The organism is Pseudomonas sp. FW300-N2A2, assembly GCF_017351735.1.
GTDB classification, from domain to species: Bacteria; Pseudomonadota; Gammaproteobacteria; order Pseudomonadales; family Pseudomonadaceae; genus Aquipseudomonas; species Aquipseudomonas migulae.
In genome coordinates, this window is the sequence record NZ_JACNDU010000002.1 from 61414 (window position 1) to 81050 (window position 19637).

15 protein-coding genes and 1 pseudogene are annotated in these 19637 nt (G+C 60.8%); 13 read left to right on the forward strand and 3 right to left on the reverse strand.

All coding sequences use genetic code 11. The features are described 5' to 3' along the window. Positions 1 to 142: 142 nt before the first annotated feature. From J4E42_RS03920 to J4E42_RS03935, 4 genes are all read left to right on the forward strand, one after another. Positions 143 to 3736: a DUF2339 domain-containing protein gene (locus J4E42_RS03920; RefSeq protein WP_207284655.1), complete on the forward strand. Its 3594-nt coding sequence runs from the start codon at positions 143 to 145 to the stop codon at positions 3734 to 3736. After that, the gene (locus J4E42_RS03925; protein ID WP_207284656.1) at positions 3733 to 5106 is read left to right on the forward strand and encodes a DUF3999 domain-containing protein; all 1374 of its coding nucleotides are present in this window, start codon (positions 3733 to 3735) and stop codon (positions 5104 to 5106) included. Before J4E42_RS03920 ends, J4E42_RS03925 begins: the two co-directional genes overlap by 4 nt. A 281-nt stretch (positions 5107 to 5387) precedes the next feature. Next, positions 5388 to 6398 (forward strand): class 1 fructose-bisphosphatase, encoded by a 1011-nt coding sequence (locus J4E42_RS03930; protein ID WP_008040991.1) that lies wholly within the window; start codon positions 5388 to 5390, stop codon positions 6396 to 6398. A gap of 2 nt (positions 6399 to 6400) precedes the next feature. Next, the gene (locus J4E42_RS03935; protein WP_207284657.1) at positions 6401 to 7003 is read left to right on the forward strand and encodes a DUF924 family protein; all 603 of its coding nucleotides are present in this window, start codon (positions 6401 to 6403) and stop codon (positions 7001 to 7003) included. 117 nt (positions 7004 to 7120) lie between these two features. On the opposite strand, the gene J4E42_RS29650 is transcribed toward J4E42_RS03935, so the two are convergent. Further along, positions 7121 to 7885: a methyl-accepting chemotaxis protein gene (locus tag J4E42_RS29650; protein WP_371927683.1), complete on the reverse strand. Its 765-nt coding sequence runs from the start codon at positions 7883 to 7885 to the stop codon at positions 7121 to 7123. Positions 7886 to 7978: 93 nt separating this feature from the next. Beyond that, positions 7979 to 9013, reverse strand: a pseudogene (locus tag J4E42_RS29655) (cache domain-containing protein); the annotation flags it as partial. A 282-nt stretch (positions 9014 to 9295) separates the two neighbouring features. Between J4E42_RS29655 and J4E42_RS03945 the strand changes: the two are divergent. Beyond that, positions 9296 to 9550, forward strand: coding sequence for a hypothetical protein (locus tag J4E42_RS03945; RefSeq protein WP_008028040.1), 255 nt, complete (start codon positions 9296 to 9298; stop codon positions 9548 to 9550). 31 nt (positions 9551 to 9581) lie between these two features. Beyond that, positions 9582 to 10151 carry a lipocalin family protein gene (locus tag J4E42_RS03950; RefSeq protein WP_207284658.1) on the forward strand — a complete coding sequence of 190 codons (570 nt, stop codon included), beginning with the start codon at positions 9582 to 9584 and terminating at the stop codon, positions 10149 to 10151. Between the two features lie 112 nt (positions 10152 to 10263). Here J4E42_RS03950 and J4E42_RS03955 read toward each other — a convergent pair whose 3' ends face one another. Further along, positions 10264 to 11628 (reverse strand): formimidoylglutamate deiminase, encoded by a 1365-nt coding sequence (locus J4E42_RS03955; RefSeq protein WP_008036578.1) that lies wholly within the window; start codon positions 11626 to 11628, stop codon positions 10264 to 10266. A 146-nt stretch (positions 11629 to 11774) separates the two neighbouring features. Here J4E42_RS03955 and hutC point away from each other — a divergent pair, with 146 nt between their 5' ends. The 7 genes from hutC to J4E42_RS03990 all read left to right on the forward strand — a co-directional run bounded on the left by hutC (position 11775) and on the right by J4E42_RS03990 (position 19576). Beyond that, a complete protein-coding gene (gene hutC, locus J4E42_RS03960) occupies positions 11775 to 12485 on the forward strand; it encodes a histidine utilization repressor (RefSeq protein WP_172435301.1) in 711 nt (236 codons plus the stop codon). Next, positions 12482 to 13051, forward strand: coding sequence for a HutD family protein (locus J4E42_RS03965; protein WP_207284659.1), 570 nt, complete (start codon positions 12482 to 12484; stop codon positions 13049 to 13051). The genes hutC and J4E42_RS03965 overlap by 4 nt, the downstream gene beginning before the upstream one ends. A gap of 445 nt (positions 13052 to 13496) precedes the next feature. Continuing rightward, entirely contained in the window at positions 13497 to 15185 is a 1689-nt protein-coding gene (hutU, locus tag J4E42_RS03970) for a urocanate hydratase (protein ID WP_192226835.1), read from the forward strand. A gap of 134 nt (positions 15186 to 15319) precedes the next feature. Continuing rightward, positions 15320 to 16789, forward strand: a complete 1470-nt coding sequence (locus J4E42_RS03975; protein ID WP_207284660.1) for a cytosine permease — start codon at positions 15320 to 15322, stop codon at positions 16787 to 16789. A 69-nt stretch (positions 16790 to 16858) separates the two neighbouring features. Further along, positions 16859 to 17827, forward strand: a complete 969-nt coding sequence (locus J4E42_RS03980; RefSeq protein ID WP_008025265.1) for an ABC transporter substrate-binding protein — start codon at positions 16859 to 16861, stop codon at positions 17825 to 17827. 70 nt (positions 17828 to 17897) lie between these two features. Beyond that, on the forward strand, positions 17898 to 18749 hold the full coding sequence (locus J4E42_RS03985; protein WP_008025264.1) for a proline/glycine betaine ABC transporter permease: 852 nt from the start codon (positions 17898 to 17900) through the stop codon (positions 18747 to 18749). After that, entirely contained in the window at positions 18746 to 19576 is an 831-nt protein-coding gene (locus tag J4E42_RS03990; protein ID WP_008036590.1) for a glycine betaine/L-proline ABC transporter ATP-binding protein, read from the forward strand. Before J4E42_RS03985 ends, J4E42_RS03990 begins: the two co-directional genes overlap by 4 nt. The last annotated feature ends 61 nt before the right edge of the window (positions 19577 to 19637 follow it).

Below are 19637 nucleotides of genomic sequence, written 5' to 3' on the forward strand. Positions count from 1 at the left end.
GTTTCAGTGATGTCCTTGCGGGCATCTTCGCGGGCAAGCCTCGCTCCTACAGGATTTACGCATAACCTGTAGGAGCGAGGCTTGCCCGCGAAAGCATCAGCGCAGACACCGCAAGGCAATGGGCCGCTTAGGGATATCGACCATGCAATGGATGTTCATGCTGATAGGGCTGGTGCTGGGCTGGATACTCGACGAGTCGTTCAGCGACGCGCTGTTGGGTGCGTTACTCGGGTTGGGTATCGGCCAGGCCATTCGCATCGGCCGTTTGGGTTCACAGGCGGCTGAACAGCGCGCTCTGCTGGAGCAGGCGCAGGTGGCGCTGAATGCGGTCCAGCAACGCCTGGCCACGCTGGAGGTGTCTGGCGTCAAGGCGCCTGAAACCAGCGAACCGCTTGCCGAGGAACCGCTTGCCAGCGAACCGGCCCCGTCCCCTGTATTCATTCTCGAAGAAGTCCCTGTCTCGACCCCGGAGATAGTCTGGGAACTCCCGCCCGAACTCGAACCGATCACCGCGACAGCGACGCAAACCAGCCGTCCGCTGCCCGACGATGCCTGGAAGCCCGAGCCGGTTGCCCGCGAACCCGCCGTCCCGCGGGGCCCGAACTTCATCGAGCGCGCCATCAGCGGCGCCCGTAACTGGCTGTTCGGTGGCAACACCGTGCTGCGGGTCGGTGTGGTGCTGTTGTTCCTCGGTCTGGCGTTTCTGCTGCGTTATGCCACCGAAGGCATGGTGGTGCCGATCGAACTGCGTTACGCCGGGGTGGCGGCGGCTGCGTTGGCCCTGCTCGGTCTGGGCTGGTGGTTGCGTCATCGCAACACTAACTATGCGTTGATGCTGCAAGGCACCGGGATCGCCGTGTTGTACCTGACGGTGTTCGCGGCCATGCGTTTGCATCCGCTGCTTGATCCGACGGCGGCGCTCGGGTTGCTGGTGGCGGTGACGGTGTTCTCGGCCATTCTGGCCATCACTCAAGACTCGCTGGCACTGGCGTGCGCCGCCGCGCTGGGCGGTTTCGCCGCGCCGATCCTGACGTCCACCGGCGCCGGCAACCATGTCGCGCTGTTCAGCTATTTCGCCTTGCTCAACGCCGGCATTCTCGCCATCGCCTGGTTCAAGGCCTGGCGGCTGCTCAACCTGATCGGCTTTGTCGGCACCTTCGGCATCGGTTTCGCCTGGGGCCTGCGCTCCTACACACCGGAGCTGCTGTGGAGCACCGAGCCGTTCCTGATTGTGTTTTTCCTGATGTACCTGGCCATCGGGCTACTGTTTGCACGACGCAAGTTGCTGGAAATGAGCGACGCGCCCGAGGACGACAGTCGCGAGGCGCTGCTGCACTGGTCGGCGCGCAAAGGTGACTACGTCGACGGCACGATGCTGTTCGGCCCGCCGCTGGTAGGTTTCGGTTTGCAGTTCGCGCTGGTCCAGCATCTGGAGTTCGCTGCCGCTTTCAGTGCATTGGCGCTGGGCATGATTTACATGGGCCTGGCCCGCCTGCTGATGGGTGGCCGAGCGTTGTTGCTGGCGGAAACCTGTCTGGCGTTGGGCGTGATCTTCGCCAGTCTGGCGATCCCGTTGGGGCTTGATGCGCGCTGGACAGCGGCCGCTTGGGCGGTGGAAGGTGCCGGGATTTTCTGGCTCGGATTGCGTCAGCAACGCCCGCTGGCGCGCGCCTTTGCGTTGCTGCTGCAACTGGGCTCTGCGTTGGCGTTCCTCAGTGAGCTGCGGTTCGGCGAAAGCAGCCTGCTGGAAGGTGCGCCGCTGGGCGCGTTGATGCTCGGCGTGGCGCTGCTGTTCAGTTTCTACCAACTGCGCAACGCCTTGCCTGAGCAGACGTTGGCGTGGGAGCGCAAAGGCTTGCCGGTGCTGGCCTGCCTCGGTTTGACCTTCCTCTATCTGCTGGCGCCGCTGTTCTTCTTTACCCACGGCACGGCGATCAGTTGGGCGCTGGCCGGTCTGGCGACGTTGTTTGTCGGTCTGCGTCTGCAATCGCGCACCTTCCTCTTCACCGCGTTCGCTGTGCAATTGCTGGGCGGCGCGTTGTTCCTGCTGCGCCTGCAAGGTGCGAGCGGTGAGTCTGGCGCGGTGTTCAGCGCGGGTTGGAGCGGTTTGCTCAGCGCGTCGCTGATCGGCCTGGCGTTGATCGCCGGTATGTTGCTGGCCGCCCGCGATGACATGGTGCGCAGCGATGCTCGGCTGTTGCGCGGTTTGTCGGTGGTGTTGCTGGCTGGCCTGGTGCTGATCAACCTCGCTGTTCTGTTCGTGCTGCCGTGGCAAACCGCAAGTGCGGTGTGGGCGGCCAGTGGTCTGTTCATTATCTGGCTGAGCCTTTATCTGAAGCAGCGCGTGAGTTTCGTCTTCGGTCTGCTGTTGCAGGTGATTGGCGGGGCGGCGTTCCTGTTCGCCGGGCCGGACCTGCTGGGGCCGCTGGCCAGCGAAGGGTTGAAACCATTGGCGCATAGCGGATTCTGGACGCCGTTGGTGCTGGGGCTGGCGGCGTTGGTCGGCGCCTGGCGCTTGCAGCTCGGCAACCATGCTTCGGCGTTCGATGTCCTGAGTTTGCAGCGTTTGTCCGAAGTGCTGCTGGTGTGGGGCGCGGGTTGGTGGGCGTTGGCGTGGATCAGTGAAGTGCTGCGTTTTGCACCGATGAATCTTCAGGCGACGTTGCTGCTGGCAGTCGCGGCGCTGAGCGTCGCGCTGTGGGCCGTGTTGGCGTTGCGCCTGAAATGGCCGTCGCTGGGTTTGCTCTGCACTTTGCTGATTCCTGTGGCGGGTGTGGTATTGCTCGGGGCATGGCACGCGCGTTACCACCCGGCGGCTGACTTCGGCTGGCTCGCCTGGGCGGCGGTGTTCGTCGTGCATTTCATCTCGCTGCGGCGTCTGGCGCCGATGCTCCCCGAGCGGGCTTTGAGCACCGCTCATGTACTCGGTTGCTGGCTGTTGATCGGTGTGCTGGCGCTGGAGTTGCGTTACGGGTTGCTGCTGTTGTCCGAGCAATACAACGCCTGGCGTTGGTTGGGTTGGGCGATTCTGCCAAGTGTTTATCTGGTGTTGATGGCCGCACCGCGTGCCTGGCCGTGGCCGGTGTCGGCTTATCCGCGCGAGTATCGACTGTACGCGGCGGCGCCGCTGGCCTTGCTCATGCTCGGCTGGTTCTGGCTGGCGAACATTGTCAGCGACGGCACCGCCGAGCCGCTGCCCTATGTGCCGCTGATCAATCCGCTGGAGTTGGGGCTACTGTTTGCGCTGTTCGGCGTTTATGTGTGGGCCCGCAGCGCCGTGACGCAACTGGCGATCCGCAAGGACATCTTCGATCACGCCACGCAGCTGATCGCAGGTGTTTCGCTGTTCGCGTTTTTCACCGCGCTGGTGAATCGCACGGCTCACCATTGGGGCGGCGTACCGTTCGAGCTGGATTTGCTGCTCGCGTCGATGCAGGTGCAGGCCGGTCTGTCGATCGTCTGGACCTTGATGGCTCTGAGTCTGATGATCGGCGGCCATCTGCGCCATCGTCGTGAAGTCTGGCTGATCGGCGCGGCGCTGATCGGTGTGGTGGTCGCGAAACTGTTCTTTGTCGAATTGAGTAACCGTGGCGGACTCGCCCGGATCGTCTCGTTTATCGGTGTTGGCGTGTTGCTGTTGGTGGTGGGCTATTTCGCCCCGTTGCCGCCCAAGCGCGTCGACGCTACGCCGGAATCTGGAAAACCGGCCCCGGAAACCGAAGGAGTGTCGTCTTGAGTCAGAAGCTGAACCTGGTCTGGTTGGGCGCTGTTGCGTTGGGCGTGGCGCTGTCGGCCAACGCGCAGGAAAAACCGGCGGACTTCGCCACGCAAGTGCCGTTGACCGTGAGCGGCGAAGGTCCGTGGTATCGCCTCGAATTGCCCTTGGCCGTGCAGCTGAATGCGCGACAAACCGACCTCAGCGATGTGCGCGTGTTCAACGCGGCCGGTGAGGCTCAGGCCTACGCCGTGGCGCGGGAGACCGCGAAAACCGGCGAAACCCCCACCCTGACCGACGTGAAATGGTTCCCGTTGTACAACTCGGCGGACGCCACCGAGCGCGCGCCGAGTGTGCGGGTGCAATCGAGCGCCAATGGCACGCTGGTCGAAGTGCAGCCGTCGAGTCAGCTGGAGGTGGGCGAAGAAGTGCTGAGCGGTTGGCTGCTCGACGCCAGCGGCATCAAGGCACCGTTGCAGCAATTGATCCTCGACTGGACCAGCGAGCGCGATGGCTTCCAGCGTTTCAGCATCGAAGCCAGCGACGATTTGCAGCATTGGCAGTCGTGGGGTGACGGGCAGGTGGCGCGGCTGACGTTTGCCGACGAGCGGGTCGAGCAGCATGAGGTCGGCTTGCCGGGACAATCAGCGCGTTATCTGCGCTTGTTGTGGAACACGCCGCAATCGGCGCCGATATTGACCTCGGCGCAACTGCAAAGCGCCAGCACGCGCAGCCTGCCGCTGCCATTGGTCTGGTCGCAGCCGTTGGCGGGCGCCAGCGTGAAGGCGGGTGAATACACCTGGCAATTGCCGATGGGGTTGAACGTCGAGCGCGTGCAGGTCGAACTGAATCAACCGAACAGCCTGGCGCCGGTGACGTTGTCCGGTCGTCGGGAAAGCAGCCTGCCGTGGCAGCTGTTGAGCAGTGGTTTGCTCTATCGCCTGACCCAGAGTGGCCAGGACGTGGTGCAGAACGAATTGCAGCTGCCGGGGCAAACCGTGCAGCAGTTGAAGTTGACGGTGGACGAGCGCGGTGGTGGCTTGGGCGCCGAGGCGCCGACGGTGCGTTTCGCTGTGCGTTCGACGCAACTGGTGTTCCTGGCGCGCGGCGCCGGGCCTTATACGCTGGCGCTGGGCAATGCGACGGTGAAAGCGGCGAACCTGCCGCTGGCAACGTTGATTCCGGATTACAGCGCGGCGAAGTGGGCGGCGTTGGGCAAGGCGACGGTGTCGGGCGGGGTGGTAGAGACGCCGAGCTCCACACTCACATCCGTTGCACAGGCTGAACCTAACTGGAAGAAGTTCGGGTTGTGGGCGGTGTTGTTGCTGGGTGTTTTGTTTTTGGCGGCGATGGCGTTCAGCTTGTTGCGTAAACCTCCGGCCAATTCCTGAGAATGGCTGGCGCTGCGCGCCATTCGCGGGCAAGTCGGATCGCCGCACCGCTCGCTCCTACAGAATTTGCGCACAACCTGTAGGAGCGAGGCTTGCCCGCGAAGGCGTCATCTATCACCACCAAAAATACCGAATCTGGCGCCATTCCTTAGTCTGTTTCGATCTACGCTAAACCCGGCACATGAACTCTGTTGGACGTATCACGTCTGATAGGAGGAAATACGCCCCGACTCGCGTTAAACTGCGCGGGTTTTTAGCCCCCCATTCCACCGGAGCCTTCCATGTCCCGCGTTACCCTGAGTCGCTATTTGATTGAGCAGACCCGTAGCAACAACACCCCTGCCGATCTGCGTTTCCTGATCGAAGTGGTGGCGCGCGCCTGTAAAGAAATCAGCCACGCCGTCTCCAAAGGCGCCCTGGGTGGTGTTCTGGGCAGCATGGGCACTGAAAACGTCCAAGGTGAAGTGCAGAAGAAGCTGGACGTGATGTCCAACGACATCCTGCTCGAAGCCAACGAATGGGGCGGTCACCTGGCCGGCATGGCGTCCGAAGAAATGGACAATGCCTACCAGATCCCGGGCAAATACCCGAAAGGCGCGTACCTGCTGGTATTCGACCCGCTGGACGGTTCGTCGAACATCGACATCAACGCGCCGGTCGGTACGATCTTCTCGGTGCTGCGTTGCCCGAACGAATACCTGACCCAGAACGAGCCTTTGAACGAAAAGGCCTTCCTGCAGCCAGGCGCTCAGCAGGTTGCCGCCGGTTACGCGATCTACGGTCCACAGACCATGCTGGTGCTGACCCTGGGCAATGGCGTCAAAGGCTTCACCCTGGACCGTGAAATGGGCAGCTTCGTGCTGACCCATGAAGACATCACGATCCCTGAGTCCACTCAGGAATTCGCGATCAACGCCTCCAACCAGCGTCACTGGGAAGCGCCGGTACAGCGTTACGTCAGCGAATTGCTGGCTGGCGATGAAGGCCCGTTGAAAAAGAACTACAACATGCGCTGGGTTGCCGCGATGGTTGCCGACGTGCACCGCATCCTGACCCGTGGCGGTCTGTTCATGTACCCACGCGACAGCCGTGAGCCGTCGAAGCCGGGCAAACTGCGCCTGATGTACGAAGCCAACCCGATGTCGTTCCTGGTTGAACAGGCGGGCGGCGCGTCCACCGACGGCCACCAGCGCATCCTCGACATTCAACCGGAAGGCCTGCACCAGCGCGTAGCAGTGTTCCTCGGTTCGAAAGAAGAAGTCGCACGCGTCACGGCTTACCACAAGGAATAAACATGACCGCGCCCTGGCAGCCGTTGCTCGAATGGTGGTTCGGAAATTCCGAATCGCCGAACGAAGTAGCGGCTGAGAAGGGCAGGTTATGGTTCGGCAAGCACGACAGCCAGGACCTCGAAGCGCAGACGCGTTTCGGGGACTGGGTCGAGCAGGCACTGGCCGGCGGATTGACTGACTGGGCGCAACGCCCGGAAGGTTGGCTGGCCTTGGTGCTGCTGCTTGATCAACTGCCGCGAATGATCTTTCGCGAAACACCCAAATCCTTTTCCGGCGATCTCAGGGCTCAGGCACTGGTGGCGCAAGGCATTGCTGCGGATTTTGATCGACAGTTGCGGCCGATTCAGCGGGTGTTCATCTATCTGGTGTTCGAGCACTGCGAGAATCTGGCGGTGCAGAATGAGGCCGTCTCACGCTATATCGATCTGGTGGCGCAACAGCCAGAGGGCGACCGGAAACTCTTTAGCAACTATCTGAGCTACGCCGAGAAGCACCAGCAGGTGATTGCGCGGTTTGGACGGTTTCCGCATCGCAATGCGGTGTTGGGAAGGGAGTCTACGGCGGAGGAGTTGGTGTTTCTTTCGCAGCCTGGCTCAAGGTTCTAAATTTTCATTGCGGCTGATGCCGTCTTCGCGAGCAGGCTCGCTCCCACAGTGGATCTCCAGCGTTACGAAGATCCATGTGGGAGCGAGCCTGCTCGCGATGAGGCCCGCAAGAGCGCCTTAAATCCTGAAGCTACCGACCAACTGCTTAAGACGCGCCGCCTGCTGCTCCAGATCGGAACACGCCCGCAACGTCGCCTGCAGGTTCTCCACCCCTTCCTGATTCAGCGTGTTGATCTCGGTAATGTCGACATTGATCGACTCCACCACCGCAGTCTGCTCTTCCGTCGCCGTGGCCACGGACTGGTTCATCCCGTCGATCTCGCCAATCCGCTGTGTCACGCTACCCAGACGCTCGCCCGCCTGATTGGCGATGCCGACGCTGCTTTCACTCTGACGCTGGCTGTCGGTCATGGTGCTCACCGCTTCACGGGCACCGACTTGCAGTTCTTCGATCATCTTCTGCACTTGCTGCGCCGAGTCCTGGGTGCGGTGGGCGAGGTTGCGCACTTCGTCGGCGACCACGGCAAAACCGCGCCCGGCTTCACCGGCACGTGCGGCTTCGATGGCGGCGTTCAGCGCCAGCAGGTTGGTCTGCTGCGAGATGCTGGTGATCACTTCCAGAATCTGCCCAATGTTCACCGTGTTGCTGTTGAGCGTCTCAATGTTGCCGCACGAATCGCTGATCTTCGCCGAGAGCTGCTGCATCGCCGCGATGGTTTTATCCACCACTTGCTGACCGTCTTCGGCCAAGGCGCGTGCATCGCTGGAATGCTGCGAGGCGAGGGCGGCGTTCTGGGCGATTTCCTGAGCGGCTGCGCCCAGTTCATTGATGGCGGCGGCCACGCTGCTGGTGCGCGAGGCTTGCTGGTCGGAGTTGAACATCGACGAGTTGGACGCGGCGACAACGCGCAGGGCGACTTCGTTGACCTGGCCGGTGGCCGAGGACACTTCGCGAATCGAGGTGTGAATCCGCTCGACAAAGCGGTTGAACGAAGTACCCAGCGCGCCGAATTCGTCGTGGCCGTGAATGGTCAGGCGTTTGGTCAGGTCGCCTTCACCTTCGGCGATGTCATGCATGGCGCGGCCCATGGTCAGCAGCGGCTGCATCAGGAAACTGATCAGCATGCCCAGCAGCGCGATGATGATCACCACCGCGATAACCATGGCGATGATCGCCGAGGTGCGGAATTCGCTGAGCATCGAGAACGCGGTGTCCTGATCCAGCACCAGCGCCACATACCAATCCGCCGACGGCACGCCGTTGACGTGAGTGAAGGAGATGAACTGGCGTTTGCCGTCGATCTCGACCTCTTTCATGCCCGGGCTGACTTGCGGTGCGCCGTTCGGGTAGGCCTCGGCGAGGTTCTTGAGCACCAGTTTGCTGTCCGGGTGGATCAGGATCTTGCCGTCGGCGCTGACGATAAACGCATGGCCGTGACCGCCGAAGTTCAGCGAGTTGATGATCGCGCTGACGCTGGACAGGTCAATGTCGGCGCCGGCGACGCCGATCATCTGGTTCTGATGCTTCACCGGTGTGGCCACGGTGATCACCAGTTTGCCGGAGGACGCAGCGATGTACGGCTCGGTGACGATGGTCTGTTGCGCGCCGTTGGCCGCCTTGTACCAGCCACGCGCGCGAGGGTCGTAATCGGCGGCGCGATTGCCGGCCGGAACCGAGAACATCACGCCGTCAGTGCCGCCGAAGTAGCTCAGCTGGAAATTGCTGGTGTAGGCCGGCAAGTCGATGGCGCGCTTGAGGCTGGCCTGGGCGCTGCCGTCCACGGCGATCTGCTGGGACAACGATTGCAACAGCTGGATGCGGCTTTCCAGCCAGGTTTGAATGTTGCTGGTGGTCAGGCTGCCGAGTTCCTGCATCGACGATTCGGTACTGCTGCGCAAGGTCTGGCGCTGGCGGTAGTCGTTGAAGAGGATGAAACAGGCGAATGCAACGGCCACCACGAGGGCAGCAGCCAACAAGATTTTGTGGCTGAACTTCATGTTTCTGGTCATTAAATGAACTACCGCGGAGGTGCTGGTCGACAAGGGGCGTCAATTTGCCACAGGAACGGGCTTTGCGCTGCTTTTATGTCGACTGAGCGGCGCCAAAGATTAGGCGAATTCTGTCAAAACCGACGAAATGCTCAACAACACGAGAAAGTGGCTGATTTTTCGGCAAAAGGCAGACGAGCGGCCCGATAAATAGGCGCTCGGTCAGGGAACCAGACAGGGGTTTTCTCTTCTAAGCTTCAGCTTGGCTGTCATGCCATTCCCCTTTGTCCCAGGAGCTACACAATGTCGCTGCGTTCCATCGCCCTGCTTTCGTTCTGCGTGTTGCTGGCCGCGTGCGGCAAAATCAATCAGGAAAACTACTCCAAGTTGTCGACAGGCATGGCTAAGGCCGAGGTGGAAACCTTGCTGGGCAAACCTACCGACTGCGCGGGCGCGCTCGGCATGTCCAGTTGCACCTGGGGCGACAAGAACAGCTTTATCAGCGTGCAGTACGCCGGTGACAAAGTGTTGATGTTTTCCGGCCAAGGCCTGAAGTAAACCGGGGCGATATGCCCACGGGAGAAAAACAATGAAGCGGTTATTGATCCTCCTTTTTGCCAGCCTGGTATTGGCCGGCTGCGCCACTTCTGGTGAAAATCCGTTGGCGCCGAAAACGGTCAACAGCGTCAATCTCAAGAAGTACCAAGGGACCTGGTACGAGTTGGCGCGTCTGCCGATGTATTTCCAGCGCAACTGTGCGCAATCCGAAGCGCATTACACGCTCAAGCCGGACGGCAACATCCTGGTGCTGAATCGCTGCCTGACGGCGGATTGGCAATGGGAAGAGGCCAAGGGCACGGCTTATCCACAGGTGGCGGGCAAGACCGACAAGTTGTGGGTCGAGTTCGATACCTGGTTTTCGCGGTTGATACCGGGTGTGGCGAAGGGCGAATACTGGGTGTTGTTCGTCAGCGAAGACTACAAGACTGCTATCGTCGGCGACCCGAGCCGCCGGTATCTGTGGCTGCTGTCGCGAACCCCGACGGTCAACGGTGTAGTGCGCGAAGAACTGCTGAGCAAGGCGCGTCAGCAGGGGTATGACACCACGCGGCTGATCTGGCGTGCGACGGATACGCAGATGGCCAAGACCTCGAATTGATTACGCACCCTTTGTAGGAGCCGGCTTGCCGGCGATGGGGCCGTCATGTTCAACATCACTGTTGACAGACAGTCCGCCATCGCCGGCAAGCCGGCTCCTACAAGGGTTTGTGTTAACCCAAAAGATCGCGCAGGACTTGGGTGAACGCGCGGTTACTTTCTTCTTCTGCGGCATGTCGCCCATCGCGCACAACCCACTGGCCATTGACCAGCACATCGCGCACCTGGCGATCGCCGCCGGCAAACAACCAACGATTGAGAATCCCGTCGCCACTGGCGGTCGCCAGGTACGGATCGTTGCCGTCCAGCACCAGCCAATCTGCCCGTTTGCCAACTTCCAGTGCACCGATCGGCTGCCCCATCGCCTGCGCGCCGCCGTCGAGTGCCGCGTCGTACAGCGTGCGGCCGACCATCGGCTGATCCGCGCCATACAACCGGTTGCGCCGCTGATCGCGCAGGCGCTGGCCGTATTCCAGCCAGCGCAATTCTTCCACCACGCTCAGCGACACATGGCTGTCAGAACCGATGCCCATGCGCCCGCCTTGAGCGAGGAAGTCCACCGCCGGGAAAATCCCGTCGCCGAGGTTGGCTTCGGTGGTCAGGCACAAACCGGCAATGGCGCGACTCTTGGCCATCAGCGTGACTTCTTCCGGGTTGGCGTGGGTCGCGTGGACCAGGCACCAGCGTTGGTCGACTTCGGTATTTTCATACAGCCATTGCAGCGGCCGGCGACCGCTCCAGCTCAGGCAGTCGTCGACTTCCTTCTGCTGCTCGGCGATGTGAATGTGCACCGGGCACTGCTTGTCGCTGGCCGCCAGCACTTCGCTGATCTGTTGCGGTGTTACCGCACGCAACGAGTGGAAGCACAGACCCAGCGATTGGGCCGGTTGCTGCGCCAGGATCGGCTGCAAGCGCGACTGGAGCTTGAGGTAGTTTTCAGTGCTGTTGATAAAGCGACGCTGGCCGTCGTTCGGCGTCTGGCCGCCGAAACCGGAATGGCTGTAGAGCACCGGCAGCAGGGTCAAACCGATGCCGGCCGAGCTGGCCGCCTGGCTGATGCGCAATGCCAGTTCGGCCGGATCTGCATAGGGTTGGCCGCTTGTGTCGTGGTGCACGTAATGAAATTCCGCCACCGAGGTGTAACCGGCCTTGAGCATTTCGATGTACAGCTGACGGGCGATTACGCCGAGTTGGTCGGGGCTGATTTTTCCGACGAGACGGTACATCAAATCGCGCCAGGTCCAGAAACTGTCGTTCGGATTACCGGCCACTTCCGCCAGCCCGGCCATCGCTCGCTGGAACGCGTGGGAGTGCAGATTCGGCATGCCTGGCAGCAGCGGACCGCTTAGCCGTTCGGCACCATCTGCGTGGGAATCGGCCTGGATATGGGTCAAAACGCCGTCGGCGCTGACCTCAAGACGTACATTGTTGGCCCATCCACTAGGCAGCAGCGCGCGTTCGGCAAAGAAGGCGGACATGGTTCAGCACCCCATCGTGTGTTATTTGTATATACATATACAGACGTTTGCCTGCCCGGTAAACTCCGGCAAGCTAGCAACCTTTACTAAACGACCAAGGATTAACCGTGCCGACTCCGCCACCAGTGTCACCGTTGGCCGCGAACATGGGCGACAGTCCGGCGCCCTTGTACGCCCGCGTCAAACAGATGATCACCCAGCAAATCGACAGTGGAAACTGGCCGCCGCACTACCGCGTTCCGTCGGAAAGCGAGTTGGTCAGCCAACTCGGTTTCAGCCGCATGACCATCAACCGCGCGCTGCGCGAGATGACTGCCGACGGTCTGTTGGTGCGTATGCAAGGCGTCGGCACGTTCGTCGCCGAACCGAAAAGCCAGTCCGCGCTGTTCGAAGTGCACAACATCGCCGACGAAATCGCCTCCCGTGGCCATCGCCATACCTGCAAGGTCATTACCCTTGAAGAAGAGGCCGCCGGTTCCGAGCGCGCCCTGGCGCTGGACATGCGTGAAGGTCAAAAAGTCTTCCACTCGCTGATCGTGCATTTCGAAAACGATATTCCGGTGCAAATCGAAGACCGTTTCGTCAACGCGCTGGTCGCCCCGGACTACCTCAAGCAGGACTTCACGCTGCAAACGCCTTACGCCTATCTGAACCAGGTCGCGCCGCTGACCGAAGGCGAGCATGTGGTCGAGGCGATTCTGGCCGAGGCCAGCGAGTGCAAATTGCTGCAGATTGAGAAAGGCGAGCCGTGCCTGCTGATTCGTCGCCGCACCTGGTCTGGCCGTCAGCCGGTGACCGCCGCCCGTTTGATCCACCCTGGTTCCCGTCATCGTCTGGAAGGTCGGTTTCATAAATGAGTCAGATAAAGGTTTTACGTGCCGTTGATTACCCGCGCATGCCGTGGAAAAACGGCGGCGGCAGCACTGAAGAAATCACCCGCGATGCGGGTACTGGCCTGGATGGCTTCGGCTGGCGCCTGTCGATTGCCGATATTGGTGAGTCGGGTGGCTTCTCGACGTTCACTGGCTATGAGCGAGTGATCACCGTGCTGCAAGGCGACGGCATGACCTTGCGCGTCGATGGCCAGGACACGCATCCGTTGTTACCGCTGGAACCGTTTGCGTTCAGTGGCGAGAGCCAGGTGTCGTGCACTCTGCTTGGCGGGCCGATTCGCGACTTCAACCTGATTTATGCGCCGCAGCGTTACAGCGCACGGTTGCAGTGGCTGGACGGCGAACAACGGTTTTTCAGTTCGGCGGGCACGGTGTTGGTGTTCAGTGTCGGCGAGGCGCTGGAATTGCAGGTCGGTAACAACACCCAGCAATTGGGTCGCCATGACTGCCTGCAACTCGACGGTAATAACGGCCTGCTGGAAGTCTCCAGTAACGGCCCATGCTGTGTGGTCGAGCTGACTGCACGCTGATCCAAAATCCTTTCGCGGGCAAGCCTCGCTCCTACAGTGGACCGCAGATCCCCTGTAGGAGCGAGGCTTGCCCGCGAAGTTTTTCCACCGATCAAATCCGTTCCCTAATGCGCACCACTTTGTTACCGAACGCCCCAGCGTGGCGCAAAACCACGCTCAAGTAACAACAGTCCTCCCCTCCGCAAAATCCTCCCGAAAAATTTCATCTTCTCCAAAACCCTTGATCCAGGGGGCTTCCAGCCTTCCAGAAACTTTTCTTGAACACCCATCCAACAAGTTGGCCGCTTGATTGCATATGCTTGTATGTACAAGTAAAGACGTATGCGTATGAGTCGATCGAGACTCTCCGCAGCGTCCACTGATTCGCTTGTGTCGCGTTGACGCGCACAGGCTGGCTTACCCACCGCCAGGGTTGGTTTGAATTGATCGCTGAGGAGTCTTTTTCGTGACTGACAATACCCAGAAACCTACTAAGTTTCGTGACGTTGAAATCCGTGCCGCCCGCGGTAACAAGCTGACCGCCAAGAGCTGGCTGACCGAAGCGCCGCTGCGTATGCTGATGAACAACCTCGACCCGGAAGTCGCCGAGAACCCTAAAGAGCTGGTGGTTTACGGTGGTATCGGTCGTGCGGCGCGTAACTGGGAATGCTACGACAAGATTGTCGAAAGCCTGACCAACCTGAACGAAGACGAGACCCTGCTGGTGCAATCCGGCAAGCCGGTCGGCGTGTTCAAGACCCACAGCAACGCTCCGCGCGTACTGATTGCCAACTCCAACCTGGTGCCACACTGGGCGAGCTGGGAACACTTCAACGAACTCGACGCCAAAGGCCTGGCCATGTACGGCCAGATGACCGCCGGCAGCTGGATCTACATCGGTAGCCAGGGCATCGTTCAAGGCACCTACGAAACCTTCGTCGAAGCCGGTCGCCAACACTACAACGATGACCTCAAAGGTCGTTGGGTCCTGACCGCAGGCCTGGGCGGCATGGGCGGCGCTCAACCTCTGGCTGCAACCCTGGCCGGCGCTTGCTCGCTGAACATCGAATGCCAACAGGTCAGCATCGATTTCCGTTTGAACAGCCGCTACGTCGACGAGCAAGCCAAAGACCTCGACGACGCTCTGGCCCGCATCGAGAAATACACCAAGGAAGGCAAAGCGATTTCCATCGCCCTGCTGGGTAACGCCGCTGAAATCCTGCCGGAACTGGTCCGTCGAGGTGTGCGCCCGGATATGGTCACCGACCAGACCAGCGCCCACGACCCGCTCAACGGTTACCTGCCGGCCGGCTGGACCTGGGAAGAGTACCGCGCTCGTGCCAAGACCGAGCCTGCTGCCGTGGTGAAAGCCGCCAAGCAATCGATGGCCGTGCACGTTAAAGCGATGCTGGATTTCCAGAAAATGGGCATCCCGACTTTCGACTACGGCAACAACATCCGTCAGATGGCCCAGGAAGAAGGCGTGGAAAACGCATTCGACTTCCCAGGCTTCGTACCGGCTTACATCCGTCCGCTGTTCTGCCGTGGTATCGGCCCGTTCCGTTGGGCTGCACTGTCGGGCAACGCTGAAGACATCTACAAAACCGACGCCAAGGTCAAGGAACTGATCCCGGACGACGCTCACCTGCACAACTGGCTGGACATGGCGCGCGAGCGCATCAGCTTCCAGGGTCTGCCGGCACGTATCTGCTGGGTTGGCCTGGGCCTGCGCGCCAAGCTCGGCCTGGCGTTCAACGAAATGGTACGCAGCGGTGAATTGTCCGCGCCAATCGTGATCGGTCGCGACCACCTGGACTCCGGTTCGGTGTCGAGCCCGAACCGCGAAACCGAATCGATGCAAGACGGTTCCGATGCCGTGTCCGACTGGCCACTGCTCAACGCCCTGCTCAATACCGCGAGCGGCGCGACCTGGGTTTCCCTGCACCACGGCGGCGGCGTCGGCATGGGCTTCTCCCAGCATTCCGGCATGGTGATTGTCTGCGACGGTACTGACGAAGCGGCCGAGCGTATCGCCCGCGTTCTGCACAACGACCCGGCCACCGGCGTTATGCGTCACGCCGATGCGGGTTACCAGATCGCGATCGACTGCGCCAAGGAACAAGGGCTGAACTTGCCGATGATTACCGGTAAATAGCGCAACACCTCTGTAGGAGCCAGCTTGCTGGCGATGGCGATTTACCTGACACATCAGGGTGCCTGTATCGCCGGCAAGCCGGCTCCTACAAAGATTTTTACCAACCCGGAAGAACAATCCACAGAGGTTGAATCATGGCTGTTAACAACGATCGTGCAGGCAGCAAACCGTTGATCGAGAAACGCTCGATCGACTACATCCCGGAAGCGGAAAGACACGGTCGTCTGTTCAGCCAGTTCACGCTGTGGATGGGTGCCAACCTGCAAATCACCGCGATTGTCACCGGGGCCCTGGCCGTGGTGCTGGGCGGTGACGTGTTCTGGTCGTTGATCGGTCTGTTGATCGGTCAACTGCTCGGCGGCGGGGTGATGGCGCTGCACGCTGCGCAAGGGCCCAAGCTTGGCCTGCCGCAGATGATCTCCAGCCGTGTGCAGTTCGGCGTTTATGGCGCGGCGATCCCGATCGTTCTGGTGTGCCTGATGTACCTGGGTTTCACCGCAACGGGCACCGTGCTGTCCGGTCAGGCGCTGGGCCAGTTGTTTGGCGTCAGTGACACCGTCGGTATCCTCATCTTCGCCAGTGTCATCGTGCTGGTCACGGTGCTGGGCTATCGGGTGATCCATTGGATTGGCCGTATTGCCAGCGTCATTGGTGTGATTGCCTTCGTTTACCTGTTCAGCCGTTTGATGAGCCAGACTGACGTTGGCGCACTCCTGCAAATCCGCCACTTCAGCTGGAGCAGCTTCCTGCTTGCGGTGTCGCTCGCGGCGTCCTGGCAGATCGCCTTCGGTCCTTACGTGGCTGACTATTCACGCTACCTGCCGAGCAAGACTTCCTCGGTGAAAACCTTTTTCGCCGCGGGTGCAGGTTCGGTCATTGGCGCGCAGGTGGCAATGATCCTCGGCGTGTTTGCCGCCGCCTCGGCCAATGGGCAATTCGCCGGTCACGAAGTGGCCTACATCGTAGGTCTGGGTGGTACCGGTGCCACTGCTGCGCTGCTGTACTTCAGCATCGCGTTCGGCAAGGTCACCATCTCCACGCTGAACTCCTACGGCAGCTTCATGTGCATCGCGACCATCATCAGCGGTTTCCGTGGTGACCTGAAAGTAACGCGCTTGCAGCGTCTGCTGTTTGTGCTGGTCATCGTCGGTGCGGCGACCCTGATGGCGTTGCTCGGCCAGCATTCGTTCCTCGGTGCGTTCAAGTCCTTCATCCTGTTCTTGCTGGCGTTCTTTACCCCATGGAGCGCGATCAACCTGGTGGACTACTACTGCATCACCCGCGAGCGCTATGACGTGCCGGCGCTGTCCGATCCGAACGGTCGTTACGGTCGTTGGAACGTTCTGGGTATCAGCGTCTATGTTTTCGGTGTGCTGGTGCAGCTGCCATTCATCTCCAGCAAGTTCTATACAGGTCCGCTGGTGGCCGCTCTGGGTGATGTGGATATCTCCTGGATCATCGGCCTGGTGATTCCCGCCGCCCTGTATTACGTGTGTGCAAAAAAATGGCACGGCACAGTGCCCGATCAACTGATCCTGCCGGTCGAGCGGGACGTTATTACCGAACAAAAGCTGAATGTCGGTCGCGCTGCGGCGCAGGCCTGATTGGACGTGGACAGGGCTGGATGCCTCTTGACTGCCGTAAGCCAATTCATGATTAGGAGCGTCACAACAATGAAATCGAACAAGACCCTGCTGACCACATTGCTTTCCATGGGCCTGCTGGCCAGCGCCGGCGCCACTCAGGCAGCCGGTTGGTGCGAATCGGGCAAACCGGTGAAATTCGCCGGCCTGAACTGGGAAAGCGCCATGCTCCTGACCGACGTGCTGCAAGTCGTGCTGGAGAAAGGCTACGACTGCAAGACCGACAGCCTGCCGGGCAACTCCATCACCATGGAAAACGCCCTGAGCAGCAACGACATTCAAGTGTTTGCCGAAGAGTGGGTCGGCCGCAGCGAAGTCTGGAACAAGGCCGAGAAGGCCGGCAAAGTCGTCGGTGTCGGCGCGCCAGTCGTGGGCGCAGTCGAAGGCTGGTACGTGCCGCGCTACGTGATCGAAGGCGACGCCAAGCGCAAACTGGAAGCCAAGGCGCCGGACCTGAAAAACATTGCTGACCTGGGCAAGTATGCCGCCGTGTTCAAGGACGCCGAAGAACCCGCCAAGGGCCGTTTCTACAACTGCCCGGCGGGCTGGACCTGTGAGCTGGACAACAGCGAAATGCTGAAAAGCTACGGCCTGGAAAGCAGCTACACCAACTTCCGTCCGGGCACCGGCCCGGCACTGGATGCCGCAGTGCTGTCGAGCTACAAGCGTGGCGAGCCGATCCTGTTCTACTACTGGTCGCCAACGCCGCTGATGGGCCAGGTTGACCTGGTGAAACTCGAAGAGAAGCCGGGCGTGGACAAGCGCGTGACCATCAAGGTCGGCCTGTCCAAGACCTTCCACGAGCAAGCCCCGGAACTGGTGGCCGTGCTGGAAAAGGTCAACCTGCCGATCGACCTGCTGAACCAGAACCTCGGGCGTATGGCCAAAGAGCGGATCGAGTCGCCAAAACTGGCCAAGATCTTCTTGAAGGAACATCCTGAAGTCTGGCACGCATGGGTGAGCGAAGACGCAGCCAAAAAGATCGACGCGGCCTTGTAGGTTGAGCTTCTCCGACTGCCGTCAGCGGCAGTCGGATGCTTGATCGCAACCCCTTGATTGAGAGTCTCTTATGTTTCCCGAAAGCTTTACCTTTTCCATCGCCGACTGGGTCAACGGTTGGGTCGATTCGCTGGTCACCAACTACGGCGATGTGTTCCGCAGCATCTCCGACACCCTGTTGTGGGCCATCGTCAATCTTGAAGGGCTGCTGCGTGCGGCGCCCTGGTGGCTGATGCTGGCGATCGTGGCGGGCGTTGCCTGGCACGCGACCCGCAAGGTCGTGACCACCTCCGTGATCGTCGGTTTGCTGTTCCTGGTCGGCGCGGTCGGCCTCTGGGACAAGCTGATGCAGACCCTCGCGCTGATGATGGTCGCGACGGTCATTTCGGTGCTGATCGGCATTCCGCTGGGCATTCTCTCGGCACGCAGCAATCGCCTGCGTTCGGTGCTGATGCCGTTGCTGGACATCATGCAGACCATGCCGAGCTTCGTGTACCTGATCCCGGTGCTGATGCTGTTCGGCCTGGGCAAGGTCCCGGCGATTTTCGCCACCGTGATCTACGCCGCGCCGCCGCTGATCCGCCTGACTGATCTGGGCATCCGCCAGGTCGACGGTGAAGTGATGGAAGCGATCAACGCCTTCGGTGCCAACCGCTGGCAGCAACTGTTCGGCGTGCAATTGCCGCTGGCCCTGCCGAGCATCATGGCCGGGATCAACCAGACCACCATGATGGCCCTGTCGATGGTGGTGATTGCCTCGATGATCGGTGCCCGTGGCCTGGGTGAAGATGTGTTGGTGGGGATTCAGACCCTCAACGTCGGACGCGGCCTTGAAGCCGGTCTGGCGATCGTGATTCTGGCAGTGGTGATCGACCGCATTACACAGGCGTACGGTCGTGCACGGCATGAGGTGAGCAAATGAGCAACGCAGCCATCAGCAAGATCGAAGTCAAAAACGTCTTCAAGATTTTCGGTAACCGTTCCAAGGAAGCGCTGGGCATGATCGGCCAGGGCAAGACCAAGGATCAGGTGCTGGCCGAAACCGGCTGCGTGGTCGGTGTGAACGACCTGTCGTTGAGCATCGGCAGCGGCGAGATCTTCGTGATCATGGGCCTGTCCGGTTCCGGTAAATCGACCCTGGTGCGCCACTTCAACCGCCTGATCGACCCGACCAGCGGCGCGATCCTGGTGGATGGCGTGGACATCCTGCAATACGACATGGAAGCCCTGCGCGAATTTCGTCGTCGCAAGATCAGCATGGTGTTCCAGAGCTTTGGCCTGTTGCCGCACAAGACCGTGGTGGACAACGTCGCCTATGGCCTGAAAGTGCGCGGCGAGAGCAAGCAGATGTGCACCGAACGCGCGCTGCACTGGATCAACACCGTGGGCCTCAAGGGCTACGAAAACAAATACCCGCATCAGCTCTCGGGCGGCATGCGTCAGCGTGTGGGCCTGGCACGTGCGTTGGCGGCGGACACCGACATCATCCTGATGGACGAAGCCTTCAGTGCGCTCGATCCGCTGATTCGCGCCGAGATGCAGGACCAGTTGCTGGAGCTGCAAAAGACCCTGCACAAGACCATCGTCTTCATTACCCACGACCTCGACGAGGCCGTGCGCATCGGCAACCGCATCGCGATCCTCAAGGATGGCCGCCTGATTCAGGTCGGCACCCCGAGAGAGATCCTGCATTCGCCGGCGGATGAGTATGTCGACCGGTTCGTACAGCGGCGGGCGGCGGTGGTTTAAAGGTTTGCGGCGTTTGTGCCGGCCCCATCGCGAGCAGGCTCGCTCCCACACCTGTAGGAGC